The 22,785-nt window shown below is 62.8% G+C and carries 27 protein-coding genes; 8 read left to right on the forward strand and 19 right to left on the reverse strand.

Going from position 1 to position 22,785, the window contains the following annotated elements:
- The first annotated feature begins 49 nt into the window (after positions 1 to 49).
- Positions 50 to 172: a hypothetical protein gene (locus HMPREF3171_RS12410; RefSeq protein ID WP_256365573.1), complete on the forward strand. Its 123-nt coding sequence runs from the start codon at positions 50 to 52 to the stop codon at positions 170 to 172.
- Here HMPREF3171_RS12410 and HMPREF3171_RS11225 read toward each other — a convergent pair.
- The 14 genes from HMPREF3171_RS11225 to HMPREF3171_RS11290 all read right to left on the reverse strand — a co-directional run bounded on the left by HMPREF3171_RS11225 (position 169) and on the right by HMPREF3171_RS11290 (position 10,780).
- Positions 169 to 846, reverse strand: a complete 678-nt coding sequence (locus tag HMPREF3171_RS11225; protein WP_083292090.1) for an AAA family ATPase — start codon at positions 844 to 846, stop codon at positions 169 to 171. The genes HMPREF3171_RS12410 and HMPREF3171_RS11225 overlap by 4 nt on opposite strands.
- Entirely contained in the window at positions 843 to 1,529 is a 687-nt protein-coding gene (locus HMPREF3171_RS11230; RefSeq protein ID WP_070484989.1) for an AAA family ATPase, read from the reverse strand. Before HMPREF3171_RS11230 ends, HMPREF3171_RS11225 begins: the two co-directional genes overlap by 4 nt.
- 4 nt (positions 1,530 to 1,533) lie before the next feature.
- The gene (locus HMPREF3171_RS12510; protein ID WP_083284750.1) at positions 1,534 to 1,944 is read right to left on the reverse strand and encodes a type II toxin-antitoxin system VapC family toxin; all 411 of its coding nucleotides are present in this window, start codon (positions 1,942 to 1,944) and stop codon (positions 1,534 to 1,536) included.
- The gene (locus HMPREF3171_RS11240) at positions 1,941 to 2,249 is read right to left on the reverse strand and encodes an antitoxin (protein ID WP_141739352.1); all 309 of its coding nucleotides are present in this window, start codon (positions 2,247 to 2,249) and stop codon (positions 1,941 to 1,943) included. The genes HMPREF3171_RS12510 and HMPREF3171_RS11240 overlap by 4 nt, the downstream gene beginning before the upstream one ends.
- Before the next feature lie 69 nt (positions 2,250 to 2,318).
- A complete protein-coding gene (locus tag HMPREF3171_RS11245) occupies positions 2,319 to 3,083 on the reverse strand; it encodes a chymotrypsin family serine protease (protein ID WP_070484990.1) in 765 nt (254 codons plus the stop codon).
- 136 nt (positions 3,084 to 3,219) lie between these two features.
- Complete coding sequence (rplI, locus tag HMPREF3171_RS11250) at positions 3,220 to 3,672, reverse strand: 50S ribosomal protein L9 (protein WP_070422053.1); 453 nt, start codon at positions 3,670 to 3,672, stop codon at positions 3,220 to 3,222.
- A 48-nt stretch (positions 3,673 to 3,720) separates the two neighbouring features.
- Positions 3,721 to 4,347 carry a single-stranded DNA-binding protein gene (locus HMPREF3171_RS11255; RefSeq protein ID WP_070422054.1) on the reverse strand — a complete coding sequence of 209 codons (627 nt, stop codon included), beginning with the start codon at positions 4,345 to 4,347 and terminating at the stop codon, positions 3,721 to 3,723.
- A 52-nt stretch (positions 4,348 to 4,399) separates the two neighbouring features.
- Positions 4,400 to 4,696, reverse strand: coding sequence for a 30S ribosomal protein S6 (gene rpsF / locus HMPREF3171_RS11260; protein ID WP_070422055.1), 297 nt, complete (start codon positions 4,694 to 4,696; stop codon positions 4,400 to 4,402).
- 194 nt (positions 4,697 to 4,890) lie between these two features.
- Positions 4,891 to 5,865 (reverse strand): hypothetical protein, encoded by a 975-nt coding sequence (locus tag HMPREF3171_RS11265; protein ID WP_070450696.1) that lies wholly within the window; start codon positions 5,863 to 5,865, stop codon positions 4,891 to 4,893.
- 102 nt (positions 5,866 to 5,967) lie between these two features.
- Entirely contained in the window at positions 5,968 to 6,345 is a 378-nt protein-coding gene (locus HMPREF3171_RS11270) for a hypothetical protein (RefSeq protein ID WP_070484992.1), read from the reverse strand.
- A 22-nt stretch (positions 6,346 to 6,367) separates the two neighbouring features.
- Positions 6,368 to 6,556 carry a hypothetical protein gene (locus tag HMPREF3171_RS11275; protein WP_070484993.1) on the reverse strand — a complete coding sequence of 63 codons (189 nt, stop codon included), beginning with the start codon at positions 6,554 to 6,556 and terminating at the stop codon, positions 6,368 to 6,370.
- Entirely contained in the window at positions 6,553 to 8,085 is a 1,533-nt protein-coding gene (locus tag HMPREF3171_RS11280; protein ID WP_070484994.1) for a glycosyltransferase family 87 protein, read from the reverse strand. Before HMPREF3171_RS11280 ends, HMPREF3171_RS11275 begins: the two co-directional genes overlap by 4 nt.
- A gap of 4 nt (positions 8,086 to 8,089) precedes the next feature.
- Positions 8,090 to 10,315, reverse strand: a complete 2,226-nt coding sequence (locus tag HMPREF3171_RS11285; protein WP_070484995.1) for a transglycosylase domain-containing protein — start codon at positions 10,313 to 10,315, stop codon at positions 8,090 to 8,092.
- Positions 10,316 to 10,417: 102 nt separating this feature from the next.
- Positions 10,418 to 10,780, reverse strand: a complete 363-nt coding sequence (locus tag HMPREF3171_RS11290; protein ID WP_070422103.1) for a DUF5318 family protein — start codon at positions 10,778 to 10,780, stop codon at positions 10,418 to 10,420.
- Between the two features lie 101 nt (positions 10,781 to 10,881).
- Here HMPREF3171_RS11290 and HMPREF3171_RS11295 point away from each other — a divergent pair, with 101 nt between their 5' ends.
- Together HMPREF3171_RS11295 and HMPREF3171_RS11300 are read left to right on the forward strand one after the other, a co-directional pair.
- Positions 10,882 to 11,844: a universal stress protein gene (locus HMPREF3171_RS11295; protein WP_070484996.1), complete on the forward strand. Its 963-nt coding sequence runs from the start codon at positions 10,882 to 10,884 to the stop codon at positions 11,842 to 11,844.
- A gap of 10 nt (positions 11,845 to 11,854) precedes the next feature.
- Positions 11,855 to 12,319, forward strand: coding sequence for a hypothetical protein (locus HMPREF3171_RS11300; RefSeq protein WP_070422061.1), 465 nt, complete (start codon positions 11,855 to 11,857; stop codon positions 12,317 to 12,319).
- On the opposite strand, the gene trhO is transcribed toward HMPREF3171_RS11300, so the two are convergent.
- The 3 genes from trhO to HMPREF3171_RS11315 form a co-directional block, all read right to left on the reverse strand.
- Entirely contained in the window at positions 12,294 to 13,193 is a 900-nt protein-coding gene (trhO, locus tag HMPREF3171_RS11305; RefSeq protein ID WP_070484997.1) for an oxygen-dependent tRNA uridine(34) hydroxylase TrhO, read from the reverse strand. The two genes, HMPREF3171_RS11300 and trhO, sit on opposite strands and share 26 nt — an antisense overlap.
- Before the next feature lie 10 nt (positions 13,194 to 13,203).
- Positions 13,204 to 13,545 (reverse strand): helix-turn-helix domain-containing protein, encoded by a 342-nt coding sequence (locus tag HMPREF3171_RS11310; protein ID WP_070484998.1) that lies wholly within the window; start codon positions 13,543 to 13,545, stop codon positions 13,204 to 13,206.
- 65 nt (positions 13,546 to 13,610) lie between these two features.
- The gene (locus tag HMPREF3171_RS11315; protein WP_070484999.1) at positions 13,611 to 15,104 is read right to left on the reverse strand and encodes a DUF1846 domain-containing protein; all 1,494 of its coding nucleotides are present in this window, start codon (positions 15,102 to 15,104) and stop codon (positions 13,611 to 13,613) included.
- A 77-nt stretch (positions 15,105 to 15,181) separates the two neighbouring features.
- Here HMPREF3171_RS11315 and HMPREF3171_RS11320 point away from each other — a divergent pair, with 77 nt between their 5' ends.
- The 4 genes from HMPREF3171_RS11320 to HMPREF3171_RS11335 all read left to right on the forward strand — a co-directional run bounded on the left by HMPREF3171_RS11320 (position 15,182) and on the right by HMPREF3171_RS11335 (position 20,132).
- On the forward strand, positions 15,182 to 16,762 hold the full coding sequence (locus HMPREF3171_RS11320; RefSeq protein WP_070485000.1) for an NAD(P)H-hydrate epimerase: 1,581 nt from the start codon (positions 15,182 to 15,184) through the stop codon (positions 16,760 to 16,762).
- A complete protein-coding gene (locus tag HMPREF3171_RS11325; RefSeq protein ID WP_070485005.1) occupies positions 16,755 to 17,726 on the forward strand; it encodes an NAD(P)-binding domain-containing protein in 972 nt (323 codons plus the stop codon). Before HMPREF3171_RS11320 ends, HMPREF3171_RS11325 begins: the two co-directional genes overlap by 8 nt.
- Before the next feature lie 357 nt (positions 17,727 to 18,083).
- Positions 18,084 to 18,938, forward strand: a complete 855-nt coding sequence (locus HMPREF3171_RS11330; protein ID WP_070485001.1) for a hypothetical protein — start codon at positions 18,084 to 18,086, stop codon at positions 18,936 to 18,938.
- 81 nt (positions 18,939 to 19,019) lie between these two features.
- Positions 19,020 to 20,132: an MFS transporter gene (locus HMPREF3171_RS11335; RefSeq protein WP_070485006.1), complete on the forward strand. Its 1,113-nt coding sequence runs from the start codon at positions 19,020 to 19,022 to the stop codon at positions 20,130 to 20,132.
- A 52-nt stretch (positions 20,133 to 20,184) separates the two neighbouring features.
- On the opposite strand, the gene HMPREF3171_RS11340 is transcribed toward HMPREF3171_RS11335, so the two are convergent.
- Together HMPREF3171_RS11340 and HMPREF3171_RS11345 are read right to left on the reverse strand one after the other, a co-directional pair.
- A complete protein-coding gene (locus HMPREF3171_RS11340) occupies positions 20,185 to 20,832 on the reverse strand; it encodes an ABC transporter ATP-binding protein (RefSeq protein WP_070450720.1) in 648 nt (215 codons plus the stop codon).
- The gene (locus HMPREF3171_RS11345) at positions 20,832 to 21,788 is read right to left on the reverse strand and encodes an ABC transporter permease (protein WP_371327154.1); all 957 of its coding nucleotides are present in this window, start codon (positions 21,786 to 21,788) and stop codon (positions 20,832 to 20,834) included. The genes HMPREF3171_RS11340 and HMPREF3171_RS11345 overlap by 1 nt, the downstream gene beginning before the upstream one ends.
- A gap of 112 nt (positions 21,789 to 21,900) precedes the next feature.
- Between HMPREF3171_RS11345 and HMPREF3171_RS11350 the strand changes: the two genes are divergently transcribed.
- Positions 21,901 to 22,785: histidine kinase dimerization/phosphoacceptor domain-containing protein (locus HMPREF3171_RS11350; RefSeq protein WP_070485003.1), on the forward strand; the 885-nt coding region annotated here is incomplete at its 3' end.

Here is a 22,785-nt window from a genome sequence, read left to right on the forward strand (position 1 = left end):
ACACCGCCACGACACGGCCCTGGCCTGCAGCTACAGTAGTATCAGCGTCATGGAATCATTCGACGAGTCGGAAGTCGCGAGCTACGAGGAAACACGGCGACTTACGCACGCTGAGCTCGATCGTATTTTCAACGAGCGCGCTAACCTCATGGCGCGACTCAAGGACGCTTAACCAAACTCCCCCTCTGCCCAGTCCGCCATGAACTCGGCGATGCCGTGCGGGTCCGCGAGGAAGTCGCGCGTCGCCCGAAACGCCAGCGTGTCCTCCACGGCGAGGTTGCGCTCCACGCCGTCGTCGCTGATCTCGACGATCTCCGCCCCCGGGATGCCCGCCAGAATGGGCGAATGCGTAACGACGACTACCTGCGCCCCCACCTCACCCAACGCATGCAACTGCGCCAGCAGGGCCATTTGGGCGACGGCGGACAGACCAGACTCGGGCTCGTCGAGAAGATACAGCGCGTTGGGGATCAGCCGCGATGTCAGTTCGAGGACCGATTCGCCGTGGGAGCGCCCGCCGAATTCGGTGATGCGCGTATGGGTTTCACCGCGCAGGAAGTAGCCGACTTTCGCCCGCGGGCCGGTGGTCAGGGTGAGCACGCCGTACAGCGGGTCGTGGGCGCCGGCCTTTTCTACACCCCACGTGCCGCCTTCCAACGTGAACCCCCAGGCACGCGCCATGCCTTCCAACAGCGTGGACTTGCCCACCCCGTTGCCGCCGGTAATCACCGTGATTGGCCGCCTCAAGGCAAAACCGAACTCGGCGACGTGCGCGATGGCCGGGGTTTCCACAGCCCATGGCGGTGCAGCTTGGGCGTCGACGTCAACGCGTTGGATGAACATCATGGCCCCACCAGGTAGCGGGCGGTGCCGGCTGGGTCGTTGATGAATTCGCGGGTGGCGGTGACGGGCTCGCAGTCGTCGTAAAGCATGGGCTCAAGGTCGGGAACATGCAGGATGCGGGCGTCTGGGATGGCGAGGAGCACGGGCGAATGCGTTGCGACGACCACCTGTGCCCCACGCCGCGCTAGCACCGTCAGCAGGCCGAGGAGTTCGAGTTGGGAGAAGGTGGAGAGGCCGTCTTCGGGCTCGTCGAGAAGAATTAGCGAGTCCGGGCCGAAGCGGGTGCGCGCCAGGTCCATGATGCCCTGGCCGTGGCTGCGTCTGGTGAGGCCTACAAGCGGGTCGGCGGGCCCCAGGCTCTCGTGGTATTCCGCAAGGTCAAGGTATGTTTCGCCGCGCAGGAAGTAGACGTCGCGGGGGTTTTCGCGGCGCGTCAGCGTGAGCGAGCGGTGCAGGGCCGAATGGTCTGCGACGGTAAAGCGCGCGTGGCGCGAACCGCCAGCAGCGTTGGCGCCCATGGCCACGGCGATCGCCTCGACGAGCGTGGATTTTCCGGAACCGTTATCGCCGGTCAACAGCGTGACCTGGCCTAACTCGAGCGGCGTTTGCTGGAGGGAGTGCACCACCGACAGATCACGCGCGTAGCCCTGGACAGGAGCATCAATGCGCACACGGGTAAGAAACATGGGGCTACCGCCAGTTCTCAATCTTCAAGCCGCCAACCCGTGAAAACTCTTTCTCGTTGGCGGTGACTAGGACTAAGTCTTGTCGGATCGCTTGGGCCGCAATCCATAGATCGTTAGCCCCAATCGGTAGCCCTCTATCTAGAAGATCTGCCCGAAGCCGTCCGTAAATCGATGCACATTCCTCATCGACTCCCAATATGCGTCTACCGTGTAGCAGTACCCTGTACGTCCGGTGCAGGATCTCTGGATTTACCGACCGCTGAATACCCGCTTCAATCTCACCGAGAACAACAGTAGAGAGCCATAGCTTTGAGCTCGCACATTCAGTTACTCGTTGGACAACCCGGGGTTGAGTTCCCCGTTCAATGTCGATCCAGACATTCGTGTCAAGAAGATATCCCATCGAATCGTTCATCCTCCGTGATCAGGGGAATGATCGAGGTTCGGCACTTCGTCGAGTGGGAGGTCTTCAATTTCCTCAATTAGTCCCTGCTCGAGGTTGTGTTCCTTCTGGAATTCACGAAGCCTGGCGACGACAAGTCCGAAATCCTCTTCCTCCGGCCTCAGAAGAAGCCCTTCCGGCACGGCTTCAATGGACACAGCCCCAGATGCAATGCGTAGTGCTGCAGGGATTCGCACTGCCTGGCTGTTCCCAGATTTAAAAACAGTCGTACGGATCGGACCGCTCACATTCGGTTCCTCTCGAATAGGTTCTGCCATGACACCCTCCACAGATCGATGTATATCCGCAACGATATACAGATTCGCGGTGTCCAGCAAGACCCTCTTTTACCGCAGACCTGCTGGCAGTGGCGTTGCAGCATCCGCCGCGACGAGGATCCCGTAGGCCGCGCCGGAGATAATCCCGACGATGTTGGTGCTGCCGTCCGGGTTCACGGTGTACAGCGGGGAGCCCGAATCGCCCTGCAGCGACAGGATCATCACCGCGATCTCTCCGGTGCGCGGGTTCACGTTGAGCACCGGTCCGCAGGTGCGGGAGGTACGTGCGCCGTCCTTGCACACGATCTGGCCTTCGCGTACCGACGTCACCGGCGCGCGCCCCGCCACACGCCGCGTGGGGTTGACGAACTGCGCGAACTGGCTCAGACCGTGCAGCGCACCGATGAACGGGATGTCGATAAACCCGCCACGCATGGCGTGGGCATCGGTGACGTGGCGGCCCATGCGGAACCAGGCGACGTCCTTCAACTCGCCGCCAAGGGTGTTGTCGCCCTCGAGCTCGAAACCTGAATCCTGCAGGTTGCTCGCGATCGGGGTTCGCGCATCCGCCGCCAGCACCCGCACCGCGTGCGCCCCACCGATCGGGGCGAGGCAGTGACCGGCGGTGACGCCGTACATCACACCGCCCCGGTACGCGATGGAGTTCAACGTGCAGCCGTACTTCTCCCCATCGCTGTACTCGATGCGAATGCTGTCACCCGCATACATGGCCAGTGCTTGGGCTGGGGTGGCTGCCATGCCAAGCACGCCCGCTGCTGCGACGGTGAGGGACAAAACGGTGTTGCGCACCCGGCGCAGGCGGGAAGAGATCATGGCGAGGATTCTTCCACACCTTCAGGCATGCAAAAAGCGCGGGCCCCACTCCTCACAAGTGGGACCCGCGCTACAAGTGCTGTTGTCGTTGGACTGCTGCGTGCTGTTCTGACGCGCAGTCGTCGTCAAGCGGTGCTTATGCGCTTACGACCTCGAAGTTCACCTTGCCCTCCACGTCGTCGTGGAGGTTGACCTTGACCTGGTAGCCACCGGTCTTGGTCACCAGGCCCTTAGGCACGGTGATGCGGCGCTTGTCCAGGTTCGGGCCGCCGGCAGCCTTGACGGCGTCGGCGATGTCGGCAGCCTTCACGGAGCCGAAGAGCTTGCCGTTGTTCGCAGTGCGAACGGCAACCTTGACGCCGGTGAGCTGGTCGAGCTGGTCGCGCAGCTCCTTGGCGTGATCCAGGTCGCGGACCTGGCGCTCAGCCTGAGCACGCTTAATGTCTTCAATCTGCTTCTCTGCGCCGCGGGTAGCCGGGATAGCCAGGCCGCGCGGGAGCAGGAAGTTGCGTCCGTAACCGTTCTTGACCTCGACGACCTCGCCAGGTTCGCCAAGCTTCTCGACGGCAGCGGTGAGGATCAGCTTCATAATCCTAACCTTCCTTATGGTGAAAAATGCTTGATGTGTGGTTGTCGTTTAGAACGGTGGCTCATCGCCCGCGCCACCGAAGCCACCGGCCTCGGGTGCGGAACCCCACGGATCATGTGCAGGCTGCTGGGGCTGGTTCTGGCCGCCTTGACCCTGGCCCTGGGTTTGGCCGCCGAAGCCGCCACCCTGGTTACCTTGGCCGCCGCCGAAACCGCCCTGGTTAAAGCCGCCCTGCTGCTGGTTCTGGCCGCCGAAGCCGCCACCCTGGTTGCCCTGGCCGCCGCCGTAGCCGCCCTGCCCGCCCTCACGCGGGTTGCGGTTGACGTTGGCCGTGGCGTACTTCAGGGACGGGCCGACCTCATCGACCTCGACCTCGAACACAGTGCGGTTTTCGCCCTCTTTAGTTTGGTAGGAACGCTGCTTGAGCTTGCCGGTGACCACAACGCGCATGCCCTTGGTCAGGGACTCTGCGACGTTCTCGGCCATCTGGCGCCAGCAGTTACAGGTCAGAAACAGTGCTTCGCCGTCCTCGAACTGGTTCGTCTCCCGGTTGTATGTACGTGGGGTGGACGCGATGCGGAAGTTCGCAACCGCGGCACCGCTCGGGATGAAACGCAGTTCCGGGTCAGCAACCAAGTTGCCGACAACGGTGATTGGGGTATCGCCTTGAGCCATGTTTCGTGAACCTTCCTACCTGCTGATCGTGTGGTTGTAGAGCCTACCGGTCTTACTTATCGGTACGCAGAACCTTGGTACGAAGAACGTTGTCGTTCAGGTTCAGCAGACGGTCGAGCTCCTTGACCGTGTCAGCCTCGCAGTCGAGGTTCACAACGGCGTAGATGCCCTCTTCCTTCTTGTTGATCGGGTAAGCAAGACGCTTCTTGCCCCACACATCAACGTTCTCCACCTTGCCGTTGTCCTTGCGGACAGTCTCCAGGAACTTATCCAGGGACGGGGCAACGGTGCGCTCATCCTGCTGCGGATCGAGGATGATCATTACTTCGTAGTGACGCACGGACCTCATCACCTCCTATGGTCTTAGTCTGTTCGGCCATAACCCTTGTGGTCATGGCAGGAGGGTCGTTGCGTCAAGCAACCTGAACAGACTACCCCACGGTTTGCACTGCTCAAAACCCTGGCCGCGGGGATGACATGAAAGACTCCGCATTGCGGACAATTGGCCGGCAACCAATCGTTGGCAGGCACCAACGGCTGGCGTTAGAACGGCAACCCCGGCAACTTCGGCAGAGCCGGCAGCGGGATGCCCAACGACGGCCCGACCGCCGCAACCGCAATACCCAAAGCTGCGAGAACTCCGACCACAAGGCCCACGATCGCGAGCGGGGATACCTCAACCTCACCCTGAGAACTCAAACTGCTCAAGCCCGCCTCACCGCGCAGCGAGTCGATGTTCCAATTACGAACCTCGTCAATGCTGGTCGGGTACTTCACCTCTCGGTTGCCGCCGTCTGCGCAGGCAACCCGCGCGTTCATATCCACTTCGAGGTACGCCGTCGTTCCCCCGATGGCGAGTTGGACATCGTCGGCGGCCAAGAACGTTTTCCGGAAAGTCTTCAGATCGGACTGGGACAGGTTGCCCTGCACAACGAAGCTCTTCCAGGCAACGTCTTCAAAGTCCTGCCGGTTCACGCGCTTGCCCCGCACACGGTTCGCCTCCTCAACACCAAGTGCGCTGACCGGCCGCTCCGAGATGCTGCCCTGTTTGATGCTCGGCTTTACCGCCCACACCTCGACCTTTGTAAGTTCCTCGGTGAGGTGTTGTGCCAGCACATGCTCCATACCAACCTGCTGGAGGCGTTCCGTGTACCGCTGCTCAGTGCGCTTTTGAGCCTCTTTGGCGTCTGCGAGCCTGCTCGCGAGATTCTTCTGTGCCTCCACAAGCTCTGCAAGCGAGGGTTCTGCCCGGAACTCCCGAACGATGTTCTCTGTTCCGGGGTACAGCACCTCAAATGCTTTCACCGCAGCGTTGGCGTACACCTCTTGTGTGCTGACGTTGGCCCAAGCGCTGTAGGTTGCCGCTTCCCGGTCGTTCAGCTTTAACATGCAGATCCCGTTCGCCGCCAACACCATGGGCCCTTCATTCGGCCCGACTGTAGCGGCGACTGCAGCTGGGGCAAGGCCGCCCGCGACCAGCGATACGGCGAGCGGCAGGGTAAGAATTCGACGGTTCAACGCGGGCTCCTTTTTAGCAACAGCAGTCCGGTATCGGACACGGTGCTTTCAGGATATTTTCACCGAGCAGAACCCGCAGCGAAACGCGAAAAATCTTCGGTCTTAGCGGTCGACGTCTAAAACGAGGCCGTCCTTATCGATACCAATGTCGATTTCGCCGAACTCCACCTCGAAGTAGCCGTCATCGTCCCACTCCACTTTGGCCTTGCCATCCTGGGCGGCCTTTAAGACGTCTTGGACTTCGGCTTCGGTCACGTTTTCGTCGACAAGATCCTTGCGCGCCTCGTCCGAGTAGCCGGTCACAGCGGCTGGGAGATCCTCGGACACAGCGGCTCCAGCGTTCGACGTTTCCGTCACCGTTTCGGGCGCGACGGTTTCAGTGACTGTTTCGGGCGCAGTCTCGCCAGAATCAGAACACGCCGCCACGGCAAGTCCTGCTGTGGCGGCGACTGTCAGGGCAACCATCTTCTTCGTAAGCATGGCCCCACTGTAACGACGAAAATCAGGTCGGGTTTGGCACCGCGACGAAAAGTGCGAGCGACACCGGGATGATCGTCATGAACAAAAACGCAACCGCGCCGTAGATGATCGACTCTTTCTTGCGGCCCTTCGTTGCCATGTAGAACGACGCGCCGAACAGGGCAAACGCGATCAGGATAGAGACGATGCCGAGGACCGTTGCGGTGGTCATGGTTGCGTACTCACCGCCTCCACCTCAGCCTCGGCGGGCTTAACGGGCTCGGGCGTGGGCTCGTCGATAAGCACAGGCTCTTTCCACTGCGCAGGCAGCGACATCAGCGGGTCGTGGCCGTTGTGCGCGTCGCGGACCTTGTCCGGGCGCTTGCCGAGCATTTGCTTGACGACGAGCACCATCACCGCCACGATAAACGCATCGCGCGCCAGGATGAAGATGTCCAGGAACCAACCCGGCACACCCATGTTGTCGTCGCCCATCATGTGCCACATCAGCACCGGCCAAACCATCATGTCCGCCACCATCCAGGACAGCAGCAGACGCCAGTACGGCAGTGCGAGGACCGCGGGAACCACGAACCACAGAGAGTACTGCGGGCTCCATACCTTGTTAAACAGCAGGAAGAAGCCGACGATGAGCACGATCAGTTCCGCAATGCGCGGGGTTTGCGGCGCACGCAGGCCGAGGATGAGGACGAACAGGCAGCCGAGCAGGAACAGGATCAGGGTGACGGCGTTGAGGATCACCGGGGCGCCCTCACCGGAGTCGAAGCCGGCCCACCCGAACTCGCGGGAGAGCACCGCGTAGATGGTGGTCCACTCCCAGCCGCGGTCGGTGTTGAGGCGGTTGAACTCGCTCCATGCGTCTGGGTAACGCAGGTACACCGGCGCGTTGACGGCGATCCAGGTGATGGCGGTGGCGCCGACCATCTTGAAGAACGGCACGAGGTCACGCTTGCGGATCGCCACAGTGAGGTACGCGCCGAGGATGAACAGCGGCCACAGTTTGAACGCGGTGCCCAAACCGACGAGCACACCGGCCAGCCACCACTTGCGGTTGCGCGCCGCGAGCATCGCTGCGACGGCGAAGAAGATCGAGGGGATGTCCCAGTTGGTAAACGCGTGGACGATCAGCAGCGGCGAACCGGCGACGAGCAGCGTGTCCCAGATGCGGTTGCCGGCAAGTTCCGCGACCATGCGGATGGTGATCACCCAGATGATGGACATCAGCAGTGCGGTGACGTAGAAGTACCAGCCGGATTCCGGCAGGAAGCTATCAGTCAGGAAGTAGGTACCGCGCGCGATCCAGGCGCTGAGCTGCTGGAACAGGCCAGCGAGCACCGGGTATTCCATGTAGCGGGTCAGGTCGTCTTCTACCCACGAGTAGGCGTAGACAAAGCCCGGCTGGTCCAGACCGCGTGCTCCGTAGAGCGGGATGATGTCGTTGTAGCAGGCAGCGACGAACTGGCGGTTGCCGTCCCAGTTGAGCTGCATGATGCCGTTGTCGTCCAGTTTGCCGCCAGCGCAGCGCGACTTCTGTAGTGCGCCGAAGGACAAGAAGATGTATGCGACGGCGATGATGGCGCGCAGCGGCGTCCAGAACCGGGCGCGGCCGATCTGGGCGAAGCGGCCCATTGGTCCGCCGAGGTAGTTCACCCAGCCGCGTGCCACCGGTTCGGTTTTGCCGGGCTGGACGCGGTCGGCCGGGTCCGGCCATGTGACGGTTGTTTGATCAGTCTGAGACATGCTGTTACTGGAACGCCTCCTGAACTTGGCCGATCACATCGTTGACAGCATCACGCAAGTCCGGCGCAGGCGCCGGTGCGGGAGCAGGTGCAGGTGCCGGTGCTGGCGCGGGAGCCGGTGCTGGTGCCGGAGCAGGTGCTTCGCTCGGAGCGGAAGATGCAGCCGACTCGGATTCCGTCGGCGCAGTCCCGGTAGCCGAGTTTTGGGTTGCCGGAGTGGAGTAGTAACCGCCCAGGCCAACGCCACCCTTGTAGGCGTTCACGCCCCAGTACACCGGGCTTGCCGGCTCGAAGTACTCAAAGTCTTGATCCGCCAGCTCAGTGTCCAGGAACTGCTTCCAGATTTGGGACGGGGTGTTGGAGCCGTACATGATGCCGCCCCACTCATTGAAGATGGCGGAGGTGTTGTCGGCGGTACCGACCCACACGGCCACAGCGAGCTGCGGGGTGGAGCCGACCGTCCAGGCGTCCTTGTTCATGCCGGTGTTGCCCAGCTGCGCAGTGCCGGTCTTTGCCGCGGACGGGCGGCCGCCAGCGAGCACCGCGTTGGAGTACGCCGGCACGGTCTGCATTGCTTCGAGGACGTTGTCCGCCACCTGCTCGGAGACGCGACGTTCGGTGTAGTTGCGGTCCACCTCGTAGAGGACCTCACCGTTGGCGTCCACAACCTTTTCCACGAAGTGGGTTGGGTGCATGGCGCCGCGGTTGGTCAGGGTTGCCACTGCGGTAGCCATGTCCAGCACGCGCGACTGGTACTGGCCCAGCACGATGCCTTCGTAGGGCTGGCCGCCGTTTTCACGCAGCGTTACAGGGATGCCCGGGATGGACTTGGCCACGCCGAGGGCATGCGCCATGTCGGCGGTGTCCTGGGTGGTGTTATCCAATTCGTCCTGGATGCGCAGGTACGCGGTGTTGGAGGAGGTGCGGGTGGCTTCCTTCATGGACAGCATGCCGCCGCCACCGCCGTCCCAGTTGGTCACGGTGATGCCGCCGGGCAGGGGCACTGGCGACGAATCAAACACCGCGCTGAGCGGAATACCCTGCTGCAGGGCGGCCGCGAGCGCGAAGATTTTGAACGTCGAACCCGTTTGCAGGCCCGCGTTGGCGTAGTCCCAACCGCTGGCTTCCTCGCCGCCGTAGTAGGCGCGCACGGCACCGGTACTCGGCTCGATGGCAACGACGCCGGAGCGGGCGTCATCCTGTAGGTAGGACAGGCGCTGACGGGTGATCTCTTCGACGTTTTGCTGGGTGCCGGCATCGATCGTGGTGGTGATCTGCAGGCCACGGTTGGTCAGGTCGTCCTCGGTGATGCCAATGGTGGCCAACTCCGCCACAACCTGGTTCTTAATCAGGCCGTTTGCGCCGGTTGCTTCCGTGTAGGCCGAGTAGGTGGCCGGGTCACGGGTCTCCGGGTAGTGGGCGGCCGCGCGACGCTCCTGGGTGATGGCGCCGGTTTCCACCATGCCGTCCATGACGTAGTTCCAGCGGCCTTCCGCGGCTTCGCGGTTGGTCCACGGGTCAAGCTGGCTCGGCAGCTGGATCGACGCGGCCAGGACTGCGCCCTCCTCCAGTGTGAGCTGGGAGGCTGGTTTGTTGAAGTAGGCGTGCGCTGCGGCTTCGATGCCGTAGGCGTTGCGGCCGAAGTAGACCGTGTTCAGGTAGGCGCGCAGAATGTCGGCCTTTTCCCACTGGTTGGTCATCTTCACCGAGTAGACGAGCTCTTTAGCTTTACGCTCGTAGGAGTGCTCGTTGCCCACCAGTGCGTTCTTCACGTACTGCTGGGTGATGGTGGAGCCGCCACCTGCGGATGCGTTGCCGGTGAGCTGCCCGATGGCGGCGCGAGCGAAGCCTGTCGGGGAGAAGCCGGAGTTGGTCCAGAAGTCACGGTCTTCTGCCGCAAGCACCGCGTTTTGGACGTCTTCGGGCACCTGGTCAAGCGGGATCTGCTTACGGTTGCCTTCCGGCGGGACGATGCGGGCGAGTTCCTTGTCGCCGTCGCGGTAGAAGATGTTGGAGATCTGCGCCGTTTCAATCTTGCCCGGCTCGGGCACCTCGGCGCGTGCGTAGCTCCAGAAGAACCACGCCAGCGGGATCGCCGCAATCATGGCCAAGAACAGCAAGAACGCGATAAACCACTGCCATGCGCGCGACCGTTTCTTCGTGGTGACGGTCGTTGAGCCATTGCTTTTCTTCTTGGCGGTCGTGTCGCCGCCGTTGTCTTTATCTGACACTCGTTTTTCCCTGCGCAATTTGACCCGCGGCCCCCGCGGGGAGGGCGAAACCGCGAGCTACCTACTCGTTTTCTATGCACACCCTACCCGGCCAACGCGAAATCACACTACTGGTACTGCAGTGACTTCCTTTAACAGATGGTTCCACTTGCAGTCGCGGCAAACCTCCACGAAGTGGACGGTGATGGGGCCGACCTCGTGCACCATGCGGTCGATTTCTTCTGCGCTGCGGGCGGTGCCGGTGCGTCGACCGAGTTTTTCGCTGTACACCCAGGTAATCTCCCGCAGTTCGGCGCCACAGATGGGGCAGGGCCGTGGGGATGCGGTGCCGTGGTGTTCGGCGGCGGCACGGAGGATGAAGTCGGCGTCGCAGGCGTCGTCGATACGCATGCGCCCTGCGTTGAGCTCGCGCAATGCGTGGCGACGACGCCACTCGTGCGACACCTCACCCTCATACACAAACATCTGCGCAATGGTAACGCCGTTTTCGGTGCGTCGCCGACGCCACATATGATGTTGATGTTCAAACGATTGCTAGCGACACTGCCACTTCGAGGAGCCACGACGTGAGCCACCACGCTGTATCCCCCGAGTCTGCACGCCTACCGAACACTGTCGATTCGGATGCTCCTCTCCGCGTTGCGGTTGGCTGGGACACCACAAGTAGCGAAGCCGTCGAGTTCGCCGCCTGGCTCGGCCGCTCCTTGCCAGCGAAGGTGCAGGTCATGGCATCTGCGCAACTGCCGCCGATCCAGGCATTGACGTCCTCTGCAAAGGGTCGCAAGAAGCAGCTGAAGAAGATGCGCGAAGAGTTCCACAAACGCGTGGTCGAAGAACTCGACGGGCAGATCCCGAAATCGCAGTGGTCCAAAGAGGTGGCCACACTCAAGGACGGCAAAGATACCGTCCGCTCGCTTCTCGACAACGCCTTAGAGTTCAACGCTGACCTCATCGTGATGGGCTCCCGCGCAAAATCACCCAAGGGCCGGCTGCGCCCGTCCAGCGTTACGGACGAAATGCTCTACTCCTCCCCCATCCCCCTCGGGCTGGCACCGCGCGGAGTGAAGCTGTCTAAGAAGGGCATCACGCGCGTGACCTACGCCGTGGTGGACACCGACGGGAAGAAAGAGCCCGAGTTTTACGGCCTGGACTACGCCACCGCCCTCGCGTGCGCGCTGCACCTGCCGCTGCGCATCATCGCGTTCTCCCCGACAAGTTACGACGAGCACGGCCCGAAATGGTACGAACGCACCCTTGGCATGCTTGACCACGCCCGCGACCGAGCCTGGGAGTACGCATGCGAACTCTCCCCCGACCGCCTCGACCATTTCGACGTGACCAGCTCCGTGTCCACCGGCAAGAGCTGGAAGCGCTCAATTGACTCGGTGAAGTGGCGCAAGGGCGACATCATGTGCCTGGGTTCGCAGCCGTCGCCGAATCTGCGCACGGTGTTTTTGGGCACGCTCGAAGGCGAGTTCATCCGCTACGCGCCTGTGCCCGTCATCGTCTGTCCGGAGGCAGCGAAGTAGGTTAGGGCGTATGCGCGACCATCCTGAAAACGACCTGCACTCCCCCGCCGACCGCTTTTCCCGCGTTCGCCCGGAGCCCCGTTCCTTTGATGAGTTGGCGGATGCCCCGGATCCGCTGGAGGTAGACCGGCGCAATAAGCGCTCCACCCGTCAGGCGATCACGTGGGCGCTGGGCACCGTTGGGGTGACGTTCCTGTTGGCGTTTGTGTTAGGCCTGGTCGCCCGCCTGCAGGGCGGGCCGCTGTGCAGCGACGGCGACGCCACCTGGCTGTGCACCCCAACCTGGCGCACCACCTGGGCTGTAGTCACCTCTCTCCCACCGATCGCCGGCCTGATTGGCTGCGCGGTGATCATGGTGCGCAAACTCAACCGCTACGAGCGCTGGATCCCGTGGATGGGCGTGTTCTGGATCCCGCTCGTGCCGTTCACCATGGCGTGGCTGATTCTGACTATTGGGATGCTGGCGACGATGTAGTTGCGCACTGCGCACAGTACGGGTTCTTCTCCCGGCAGGCCTCGCAGCTTAAGTACTGCTGGCGGCACTCCGGCTCGTTGGCGCAGTTGTAGAACTGGTTGGTCGCCTCCCCGCAGTGCACGCAGTGGCCGAGCTGGACGTAGTCCGGGTCGTCGGTGGCACCGAATTCGGTGTGCATGCGGTCGTCGAACACGTAGAGGGAGCCCTCCCACAGGCCGGAGTTGCCGAAGGCTTCGCCGTAGCGGACGATGCCGCCGTCGATTTGGTAGACCTCTTCGAACCCGCGGTTGATCATCAGGCTGGACAGCACCTCGCAGCGAATGCCGCCGGTGCAGTACGAGATGACCGGCTTGTCCTTCATCCAGTCGTACTTGCCGGACTCGAGCTCTTTGATGAAGTCGTGAGTGGTTTCCACATCTGGCACCACCGCGTTTTTAAACCGTCCGATCTCGGCCTCGCGGGCGTTGCGCCCGTCGAAGAAGACCACGTCCGGGTTGGCCTCCACGAACTCGTTGACCTGCTGCGGAGTGAGGTGTTTTCCGCCGCCGATCACACCGTTTTCATCAACCTTCAGCTCCCCCGGTGCGCCAAACGCCACGATCTCGTCGCGGGCTTTGACGCTGAGTTTCGGGAAGTCTTCGGCACCGCCTTCGGACCACTTGAACTCGATGCCTTTGAAGTACTCTTTGGTCTTCTTCGCGTAGGTTTTGCAGGCGCGGATGTCGCCGCCGACGGTGCCGTTAATGCCGTGTTCGGAGACGATAATCCTGCCGGTCAGGCCGAGCCCTTCGCACAGGTCGCGTTGCCACAGACGCACCGCGTCCGGGTCGGCGATGGGCTGGAACTTGTAGTAGAGCAGGATTTTGCTGGTCATGCCTGGCAGTCTACGTCGAGCGGGTCCGTTCTTTGTAGGCGTATACGTCGCGCGTGTACACGCGGCGGTGTGTACCGACTCTGTGGCCAGGCAGTGTGCCTTCGTCGATAAGCTTGACTACGTATGGACGAGACACGTTGAGCAGGTCAGCTACCTGCTGGGTGGTCATTTCATCTTCGGGGCTGGGTGGGCGCATGAGGCACCCCTCCGCAAGATCCTCGAGCAGATCACGGATCCAGGCAGCGGTCTGTTTGGGTAGCGTGACTTCCTCACGCTGGTCAGCTCGGGCGGCAGCAATGCCGTCGTTGAGCTGAGCCAACGCGGTCTCCACCGGCGGTTGTTGTACAGGCATACAGGCGACCATAAACCACAAATACAACGAGCGGAGCCGTTTTAAAGAAGAAATCTAAGATTTTCTTAGCGTTTGTGGTACAGCCCTTTTCGCCAGTACTGCGGCTCAGACGTTGCAAGCACGCCAAGATTGCGGAAAATGCCCTCGTCCACAGAACCAAGGATCGCCGTGATGTGAGCATCGCAACCACGAAGCGACTTCAGATGATCCAACGCGAGCGCCGCGTCCGGGTTCGACGCCGCCGACACGGACAAGGCAATCAGTACCTCGTCGGTGTGCAGGCGCGGGTTGACCGAACCCAGATGGCGGGTCTTCAGCGACTGGATCGGCTCAATTGAATCAGGGGAGAGCAGGTGCACATCGTCGTCGATACCCGCGAGCTGCTTCAGGGCATTGAGCAGCACCGCAGCCGAAGGTCCGAGCAGGTCAGAAGTCTTACCGGTGACAATGCGGCCGTCCGGCAACTCAAGTGCTGCACCCGGCTTGCCGGTCGCCTCCGCGACGTCGAGCGCAGGGGCAACCACAACGCGGTCCTGCACAGAGAGATCCGCCTTGCGCATCACGTTCATCACACGGTCAGAGATGGAGGAGTCGGAGCCGGTGCGGCGTTCGTCGACACGCGATGCAAAGTAGCGGCGAATGATTTCCTGCTGGGCGGCGTGGCGGCAGGCCTCGTCGTCGGAAATGCAATAGCCCGCCATGTTGACGCCCATGTCGGTCGGGGACTGGTACGGCTCGGTGCCCGTAACCTCACGCAGCAGCGTCTTCAGCAGCGGGAAGACCTCAATGTCGCGGTTGTAGGAGGTGACCTTCTCCCCGTAGGCGTCGAGGTGGTACTGGTCGATCACGTTGATATCGTCCAGGTCCGCGGTGGCCGCCTCGTAGGCTAGGTTCACCGGATGGGAGAGCGGCAGGTTCCAGATGGGGAACGTCTCAAACTTGGCGTAACCTGCGGCAATGCCTCGCTGGTTCTCGTGGTAGACCTGCGACAGACAGGTGGCCAGCTTGCCGGAGCCAGGTCCCGGCGCGGTCATGACAATCAGGTCGCGGGAGGTTTCCACATAGTCGTTGCGGCCAAACCCTTCTTCGCTGACCACCTTGGCGGTGTCGTTGGGGTAGCCAGGGATCATGTAGTGGCGCGACACCTTCAGGCCAAGGCGAGAAAGACGCTCGAGGAACGCCTCCACGGTGCGGTTGTGGCCGTCGAGTTGGGTGCACACCACATTTTCGACGAGGAAGCCACGGTTGCGGAACACATCCACAAGACGCAGCACGTCATCTTCGTATGTAATACCCAGGTCAGCGCGCACTTTTTGGCGGATGACATCACCAGCGTTGAAGCAGATGACAATTTCCACTTCGTCCTTGATGCGGTCAAGCATGGCGATTTTGTTATCCGGAGTGAATCCGGGGAGAACACGGGAGGCGTGGTTGTCGTCGAAAAGTTTGCCACCCATCTCCAGGTAGAGTTTGCCGCCTACCTCGGCTCTCCGCGCTTGGATGTGCTCGGACTGCATTGCAATATATTTTTCGCGGTCAAAACCGGTCGTGTACGGCATGCGCGCAATTCTATTGCTTTGCTGCGACACCACGCACCCCGCTACCTCCACACGGTGGTAGCGCTACGGTGGCAGGCATGTTTTCCTCCACGTTTACCGCCGACCAGATCCGAGCTGCGGATGCACCCCTGCTTGCGGCGCAGGAGTTCGAGGACCAGTTGATGCAGTCCGCGGCCCACGCCGTGGCGGAGGTAGCCAACGTGATGCTCGCTGAAGGTACTGAGGCACGCGCCCGGGTGCTCGTGCTTGCAGGGCCTGGCGGCAACGGGGGAGACGGCCTCTACGCCGGCGCGGAGTTGTTGCTGGCAGGCCACCGGGTGGATGCGGTGTTGCCCACAGGCTCGGCGCAGGAGCGTGCCCTGCAGGCGTTCACGGCAGCCGGCGGGGTAGTGATGGAGGACCTCCCGGAACAATGGCAGGACTATGCCCTGGTTATCGATGCGATGACGGGCATCGGCGCGACCGGCGAGGTACGCGAGAACCTTCGCCCCGCAGTCGAGTTAGCCAACGCACTCAACGCCCAAGTGCTGGCCGTGGACTTGCCCACCGGTGTGGAGGCCGACACCGGCTGGGCAGGGCAGTGCCACGTCAACGCCGATGTGACGGTCACCTTCGGCGGGTGGCGCCGCGCCCACGGGCTCTCGCCAGCGTGCGGGGTGCAGTTGCTCGCCGACATCGGATTGCCGGGCAAGCGCCTGCACGAAACGCTCGGCGACCAACTCACCTTGTGGGCAGAGGATGGCCCGCCGCTGTTGATTGCAAACCGGGCGGTGCTGCCGGAGCAGAAGTGGTCCGAGCAGAAGTGGCCCGACGGGATACAGACCCTGTGGCAGCCACCGCTGCAAGACGTCGCGCCGGCTCCTGCGGACGACAAGTACACCGGCGGCGTGGTCGGCATTCGCGCAGGCAGCGGCGACTATCCCGGCGCGGCTATCCTGTCTACTGCGGGCGCGGTGTACGCCACCCCGGCGATGGTGCGCTATGCGGGCCCGCAGGCGGTGGAGGTGGTGCGGGCGCACCCGGAGGTCGTCGCTACGCACACGCTCCAGGATGCTGGCAGGGTGCAGGCGTGGGTGTTCGGGCCGGGCGCGGGCACTGACGAGCACGCGGCGGAGGAGTTGCGGTGGGTGCTCGGCCAGGAGGTGCCTGTGCTTATCGACGCCGACGGCCTGACCCTCCTCACCCAACACCCCAACCTGCGCGAACAGGTGGCCAAGCGCGAACAGATGACGGTGCTGACCCCGCACGACGGCGAGTTCGCCCGCCTACGCGAGGCGGCCAACGTGGGGGAGAGCGACCGCATGGCCGAGACCATCGCGCTGGCCGCCGCGCTGCAGTGCACGGTGGTACGCAAGGGGCGGGTGACGGTGATTGCGCACGAGGGCGACCCGTACACGGCGTACGCGATCGACGCGGGGCATTCCTGGGCGGCGACTCCGGGATCGGGCGATGTGCTCGCGGGCATTGCGGGCGCGCATCTGGCGCTCATGCATGCCAAGCGGCTATGGGAGGAGGTCGCACTCGCCGGCGCGGTGGCCGTGCACGCTTTGGCTGCGAAACTGGCCGCTGCTACTGCGTACGGTGACGCGACGGCGCCAGCGAGCCGGATCGCCGAGTTCATCCGCCCCGCAACCGCGAAGATGCGAAATGATGCTTGATGCGGTCGTGATCGGCGGCGGCCAGTCCGGCCTTGCCGTGTCGTATTACCTACGCAAATACGGCGTGAACTTCGTGGTTTTGGATGCCGCCGACGCTCCCGGTGGGGCGTGGCCGAACTACTGGGACTCGCTGACGCTGTTTTCGCGCGCGGAGTTTTCCAACCTGCCGGGTTGGCCGATGCCTTCGTTTGATGGGTATCCGCCGCGTGATCATGTCATCGATTATTTAACGCGCTACGAGGCCCGCTACGACCTTCCCATTCGCCGTGGGCAGCGTGTGGAGCGTGTGCTTATCGACGACACTGGCTTCACCATCCGCCCCCAAAACCTCCACGCCCGCAACGTGGTGGTTGCAACCGGGATCTGGTCTGCGCCGTTCGTGCCGTTTGTGCCGGGTGAGTTCTCGGGCAGGCAGTTGCACTCGGCGCACTACACGCGACCGGGAGATTTCGCAGGCCAGCGCGTCGCGGTCGTCGGTGGCGGTAACTCGGGTGCCCAGATCACGGCGGACCTCGCGCTAGCCGGGGTAAAGGCGCAGTGGCTGACACGTTCTGCACCGGGTTTCATGCCGGACGACGTGGACGGTTCCACGCTGTTTCGCCGCAATCGTGAGCGCCTCACTGCAATTGCGAAGGGGGAGCCAGATCCGGGCGGGGTGGACTTCGGCGGAGAGATCGTCGTCGTACCGGAGGTGCGGCGAGCGCGCGACGCCGGCTTGCTTCAGGCGCGTCCGATGGTGGGTTCGCTCGACGAGGTGGACGCGGACGTGATCATCTGGGCAACCGGGTTTCGTCCGGCCCTCGGGCCTATCCGCGGGCTGCCCCGGGACACGCATGGTTTGTACGTGTTGGGGTTTGACAACATCAACGGACCGGGTGCCGGAACGATTCGAGGGGTGAGCCCGTTTGCCCGCGATATTGCGGCTCGGATCGCCGATTCTTTTGGCGCACACCGTCGCAGGTAAGCACGCTTCGACAAAATTACATAGGTGTTATTTAGGCCTTGACGTGGAAAAATAGCCCTTTTCGGGGATACATTCACCTTTTCGTTACATGAGAGTTTCCTGAGTAGCACTAACTCAGCTTTCTCCAACCAGCACGTACGTTAATTAAGCACGGACTGGCCCGTACTTGAGACGCAGGTCACCCTACTTACGAAGGGTGAATAGTTGGACATCTGCGCTACGCTTACTTATGTGTTAAATAAACGGAGGATCGCAGCGCTTGCCCTGACAGCTACTACAGCAGCGGCTGCCACTGCCGTGCCCTCCGCCGACGCGGCCACTGTAGGCAAGCCCATTAACGGCGTGTGCTCATTGCAAATGAGCATTGCAGAAAAGGATTTCGCCGCAGCATTGCCGCGAGACCTTAGGAGCCCCCAAGCGCAGCAAAAACAGCAGTGGACCAACGCCTTCGAGGTAGCGTTCCCGGAAGCTGCGCCCATCGCACAAGAATTCCTCGAAGCATTCAACGGCCCATACTTCAGGCAGTTCCATGCCAACCGCAACGCTGAAACCGCCCGTTGGGAAGACCGCATCGCTACTGCCGCAAATGTAGATCCGGCAGGCGCAAAGTGGTACTTCACCGAAATCATTAACAGCGTGCTGGTATCCAGTGAAGACGGACTGGCGCTGGATCATGTTAAGTTCTGGCGCGTTGTGGATGACGCCCTTGAAAGTGGCACCATCAGCGCCACTGACCCACGCGACATTTACCCCGCTTTCCCACAGGAAATTAGCGACAGGCTTCTCGAGGGCGCTCTGGCAGACATGCCGGCAGACCAGCGCAAAAAGTGGGTAAACGCGCACGCCTCGTCCAAGGAAGCCATCGGCTCGGTCAATGCGGCACAGTTCCGCGATGCCTTCAAGAAGGCACGCGAGGCCTGCGCCAATGGTGGCGGCTCGGTCACCCTGCCCGTCGCTCCCAAGCCGACCACTCCGTACGACGTGCCACCGGTACAGCGCGGCAAGGACAAGCCTGGCAAGACCACAGAGCCGTCCACACCGACTGAGTCGAAGACCACCACCAACATCAGCGTTGACTTCTCCACCTCGGTTGAGCGCCAGAAGAACGAACCACAAGCGTCGATGCCTGTCGGTGCGATCATCGGCATCGTCGTCGCTCTGTTGACAATCATTGGTGGCGCTGGGGCAGCATTTGTCATGGGCGGGCGATAGGCGTAATTTGGCGCGGTGTCCAACACCGCGAAAACCCCCCAGAAAACCCCGGGCCAATTCCCCCTCGTACCACTGGCGGCGATGAGTTTCGCCGCCTTTGTTTATGTCACTTTCGAGATGTTCTCGGTGGGGCTCATCTCCCCGATGGCGCGAGACCTCGGCGTCTCCGAAGGCCAAATTGGCCTCCTCATGAGCGTCTATGCGGGCTTGGTCGCAGTGGTGACCATCCCGCTGATCCACTTCACGCGTAGCGTCAATAGGCGTCCGCTGCTTATCGCCACTCTGGTGTTTCTCCTCGGCGGGATCGTGCTGCAAGCAACGGCGAGCAACTACTGGATGCTGGTCGCCGGGCGCGTCACCGCAGCGTTTACACACGGCGTGTTCTGGTCGCTGGTCAACCCGATGGCAGCGCGCATCGCACCTGCCGGGCAGACAGGTAAGGCGGTGGCCGCGGTGTCCATCGGCTCTACCTTGTCGCTGGTTGCTGGCTCGCCGCTGACCACTGCGTTGGGCACGATGATCGGCTGGCGGGCGTCCACGTGGGTGCTTGGCGTAGCGACGATCGGCGCACTGGTCACCCTGATCGCTACCCTGCCAAGCCTGCCGGCGGTGCCACCGGCGAACAGGGCGAAGGTGACGAAGACGAAGTCCGCCATCCCTTCGCTTGTGGTGTACGTGCTGCTCGCGGTGACGGGTATCTTCTCCACCTTTACGTACTTGGCGCTGCTGGTGGAAGGCACCGCCGGCCACGCGTATGTGCCGTTCGGCGTGTCCCTGTACGGCATCGCGGGCTTGGTCGGCATCACGATCGCCGGCCGGAGGGTGGATAGCCGAATGATCCGGCTCAATGCCCTGGCCGCTGCCGTGATGGTGGTGTCCGCCATCGCAGGTTTGCTCGCGCTCGGTGCCGGAAGCGGCCTAGGCATGTTCGCGGTGATCGCCGTGTTCGGCATGGCCGCCGGTGCGCTGCCCACGGTGGCCACCACCATCTTCTTGCACGCAGGCCAGCGCAACCAGGACCTGGCAAGTTCGGTGTACGTGGTCACGTTCCAGGTCGGTATCGCATCCGGTTCCGCGGTTGGTGCTGCGGTGGTGGATGCGGGCTACTTGTCCGGCACCCTGATCTCTACCGGTGTGCTCGGCGCGCTGGCGTTTGCGGTGCTGGCGCTGTGGTCGCGCAGGCTCCTGCGCTAGCGCCAGCGATTGAAGCACCAGACATACAAACCCCAGACATATAAGCGCAGTCTTATGCGTAGACCGGGGTGCGTGCGTTGACGCCAACCTCGAAGACCTCGTCTCGCGGATTGATCAGCGAGCGGTCGTGGGTGACAAACCCGCAGGCAATGTTGCGCTCTTCAACCAGGTCACGCAACAATTTCACAATCTCTTGGGAGCGGTCGTGGTCGAGGGCGGCGGTGGGCTCGTCGGCAAGCAAAAGCTCTGGCTCACCCATCAACGCGCGGGCGATGCCGACGCGCTGGCGCTGACCGCCGGAGAGTTCGCCCATACGGCGATCGCCAAGACCCTCGAGGCCGACCTTGGCCAGGAGCTCATCGGCGCGGTCCGGGCGTGGCTTGATGCCGCGGATGTCGTCGGTGACCAGCAGCTGGTCGCGAACGTTGAGCGCGGCGATCAGGTTGGCCTGCTGGAAGATCATGCCGATCTTGTCGCGGCGCACATCGTTGTTCACCTCAACGCCGTTGAGGGTGGCGGTGCCGGAATCCGGTGTGATCAGGCCCGCGGCGACGGAAAGCATGGTGGATTTTCCGGAGCCGGACTCGCCAACAATGAAGGTCAGCTCGCCGGGCTTGGCGGTGAAGTTCATGTTGTCCAGCACGGTTCGCATTTCCTGGCCGTCCTGGAAGGCGACGGTGACATTTTTCAGTTCAAGCATTATGCGGCACCTCCAAGGGCCTGTTGAGGGTTAACTTTGGTGATGGAACGGGTGGCGATCATTGCGCCGACCATGCCGAGCGCCCAGATGGCAACTGGCGGGGCGACGGCGGTGAGTGCGGTCAGGGAGAACGGTGCAGCGCCCTGCATCGCCAGCCCGAGGCCGAAGGCGACCACGCCTCCGATCAGCGCACCTGCACCGAGCAGCACCGCGGACTGGCCGAGTGCGTCCTTGAGCAGGTACTTGTTCGATGCGCCGATGGCCTTCAGGATGGCTAGGTCGCGGCCGCGCTGCATCGTCCACACCGTGAGGAACGCGACGATCACCAGCGCGGCGATCGCGTAGAGGAAGCCCTGGATGAGCTTCAGGGAGCCCTGCTCAGAGGAGTAGGCGGGCAGCCCCTGGAAGGACGCCTTCAGGGTGACGCCGCCGTCGACCTCATGGTCGGCGAGCAGCACGGTGCCGTCGGCGTCGGTGTGCATGATCTCTTTCCAAAAGTCCGTGGGCACCCACAGGACAGGGGAGTGGGAGAACGCCAGGTCCTCGCCGATTGCACCGACGGTGATGGCCTTGCCGGCGACGGTGATCTCCTCGCCCTGCTTGAGTTCAAGGCCCGGCGCGGCAACCGCCTCCTTGCCCAGCGTCTGGCCGCCCGGCAGCACGGTGCCTTCCGGCAGGGACAGGATGGACACTGCGGCGTCTTCGCCGTTTTGCTTGGTCAGCAGCATTTGGCTGGTGCCAAGCGGGGTCATGCCGTCGCGAGCCTCCACACGCGAGGTGGTAAACAACAGGTCTTCCGGGTCCTGGAAGACAACGGATTCCGGCTCGAGCGCTTCAAGTGCTGAGGTGTTCTGCTTGCCCAAGCCTGCGGTCAGGCCGGTCAGCACAACCACCAGCAGGGTGATCAGGGTGACCGTGCCCACGATCAGCCCGAAGCGCCCCTTGGCCGACTTCATTTCTCTCAAACCTACGAACATGACTCCGATTATGGCTTTGACCTGCACTGTTCCACATCGGGCGGGCGGTTGAAATCCCAATCAACCGATCGGTTGATCTACGCTCAGTCCTATGTTGTCCACGACCCGGATTCTGGATTTGTTGCGCGTGAGCTTGCACGTGCTGGTCGCCGTATTGCTTGTGGTGGGTCTTATGGGGCAATTGCGTATCGACGACCCCCTGCCCGGCCTCGTTCTCTCCACCGTCTTCGCCGCTGTGTACATGGCGGGCACGGTGTGGCACTACGAGGGCCGGGCCTATCCAAGTTGGGCGCCGTACGCGTGGCTGGCGGTCGTGGCCGCGCTGTGGGTGGGGCTGGTGCAGGTTTCCGCGGACTTCGTGTGGCTGGAGTTTCCGCTGGTCATGTTGGCGTGTGTGATCCTGCCGCGCTGGTGGGAGCTGCTGGCTGCGGCCGGCTTGCTGTGTGTGTCCCTGTGGGCAGTGGCCGGGCCTAGTGTGGGACCGGGTGTGGGCTCGGGTGCTGGTGGAAATATCGGTGCGGTGGTGGGGCCGTCGATAGGCACGGTGCTCGCGGTGTTCATCGTGCACGCGTACCGGGCGCTGCGCGCGGAGGCGGACCACTACAAGCAGATGGCGGAGGATCTGCGCTCGGCCCAGCGGGAGCGCGCCGCGGCGGAGCACGCTGCGGGCGTGGCGCAGGAGCGAGCGCGCCTGGCGCGCGAGGTGCACGACACGATGGCGCAGGGGCTCAGTTCGATCGTGCTACTCGGCCGCGCGCTGGATAAGCAGCTCGGCGACGACGCCGCGGCGCGCGAGACCCTGGACGTGATTCGCTCGACGGCTGCGGACAACCTGGCGGAGGCGCGTCGTTTTGTCAAGGCCAATTCGGCGGATACGGCGTCAATCGAAGCAGCGTCCGGTGGGGACACACCCCAGCGTGTGGCGTTGCCGGTGCGGTTGGAGCGCCTTGCCCGGGCAGCGTCGGACCGCCAGCGC

This window comes from Corynebacterium sp. HMSC08F01 (assembly GCF_001807545.1).
Lineage (GTDB): Bacteria > Actinomycetota > Actinomycetes > Mycobacteriales > Mycobacteriaceae > Corynebacterium > Corynebacterium coyleae.

Bases quoted from the DNA above. Each gene is read 5' to 3' on its own strand.
- HMPREF3171_RS12410 (WP_256365573.1), top strand. From the start codon at position 50: ATGGAATCATTCGACGAGTCGGAAGTCGCGAGCTACGAGGAAACACGG.
- HMPREF3171_RS11225 (WP_083292090.1), bottom strand. From the start codon at position 846: ATGATGTTCATCCAACGCGTTGACGTCGACGCCCAAGCTGCACCGCCA.
- HMPREF3171_RS11230 (WP_070484989.1), bottom strand. From the start codon at position 1,529: ATGTTTCTTACCCGTGTGCGCATTGATGCTCCTGTCCAGGGCTACGCG.
- HMPREF3171_RS12510 (WP_083284750.1), bottom strand. From the start codon at position 1,944: ATGAACGATTCGATGGGATATCTTCTTGACACGAATGTCTGGATCGAC.
- HMPREF3171_RS11240 (WP_141739352.1), bottom strand. From the start codon at position 2,249: ATGGCAGAACCTATTCGAGAGGAACCGAATGTGAGCGGTCCGATCCGT.
- HMPREF3171_RS11245 (WP_070484990.1), bottom strand. From the start codon at position 3,083: ATGATCTCTTCCCGCCTGCGCCGGGTGCGCAACACCGTTTTGTCCCTC.
- rplI (WP_070422053.1), bottom strand. From the start codon at position 3,672: ATGAAGCTGATCCTCACCGCTGCCGTCGAGAAGCTTGGCGAACCTGGC.
- HMPREF3171_RS11255 (WP_070422054.1), bottom strand. From the start codon at position 4,347: ATGGCTCAAGGCGATACCCCAATCACCGTTGTCGGCAACTTGGTTGCT.
- rpsF (WP_070422055.1), bottom strand. From the start codon at position 4,696: ATGAGGTCCGTGCGTCACTACGAAGTAATGATCATCCTCGATCCGCAG.
- HMPREF3171_RS11270 (WP_070484992.1), bottom strand. From the start codon at position 6,345: ATGCTTACGAAGAAGATGGTTGCCCTGACAGTCGCCGCCACAGCAGGA.
- HMPREF3171_RS11275 (WP_070484993.1), bottom strand. From the start codon at position 6,556: ATGACCACCGCAACGGTCCTCGGCATCGTCTCTATCCTGATCGCGTTT.
- HMPREF3171_RS11280 (WP_070484994.1), bottom strand. From the start codon at position 8,085: ATGTCTCAGACTGATCAAACAACCGTCACATGGCCGGACCCGGCCGAC.
- HMPREF3171_RS11290 (WP_070422103.1), bottom strand. From the start codon at position 10,780: ATGTTTGTGTATGAGGGTGAGGTGTCGCACGAGTGGCGTCGTCGCCAC.
- HMPREF3171_RS11300 (WP_070422061.1), top strand. From the start codon at position 11,855: ATGCGCGACCATCCTGAAAACGACCTGCACTCCCCCGCCGACCGCTTT.
- trhO (WP_070484997.1), bottom strand. From the start codon at position 13,193: ATGACCAGCAAAATCCTGCTCTACTACAAGTTCCAGCCCATCGCCGAC.
- HMPREF3171_RS11310 (WP_070484998.1), bottom strand. From the start codon at position 13,545: ATGCCTGTACAACAACCGCCGGTGGAGACCGCGTTGGCTCAGCTCAAC.
- HMPREF3171_RS11315 (WP_070484999.1), bottom strand. From the start codon at position 15,104: ATGCCGTACACGACCGGTTTTGACCGCGAAAAATATATTGCAATGCAG.
- HMPREF3171_RS11320 (WP_070485000.1), top strand. From the start codon at position 15,182: ATGTTTTCCTCCACGTTTACCGCCGACCAGATCCGAGCTGCGGATGCA.
- HMPREF3171_RS11325 (WP_070485005.1), top strand. From the start codon at position 16,755: ATGCTTGATGCGGTCGTGATCGGCGGCGGCCAGTCCGGCCTTGCCGTG.
- HMPREF3171_RS11330 (WP_070485001.1), top strand. From the start codon at position 18,084: ATGAGCATTGCAGAAAAGGATTTCGCCGCAGCATTGCCGCGAGACCTT.
- HMPREF3171_RS11335 (WP_070485006.1), top strand. From the start codon at position 19,020: ATGAGTTTCGCCGCCTTTGTTTATGTCACTTTCGAGATGTTCTCGGTG.
- HMPREF3171_RS11340 (WP_070450720.1), bottom strand. From the start codon at position 20,832: ATGCTTGAACTGAAAAATGTCACCGTCGCCTTCCAGGACGGCCAGGAA.
- HMPREF3171_RS11345 (WP_371327154.1), bottom strand. From the start codon at position 21,788: ATGAAGTCGGCCAAGGGGCGCTTCGGGCTGATCGTGGGCACGGTCACC.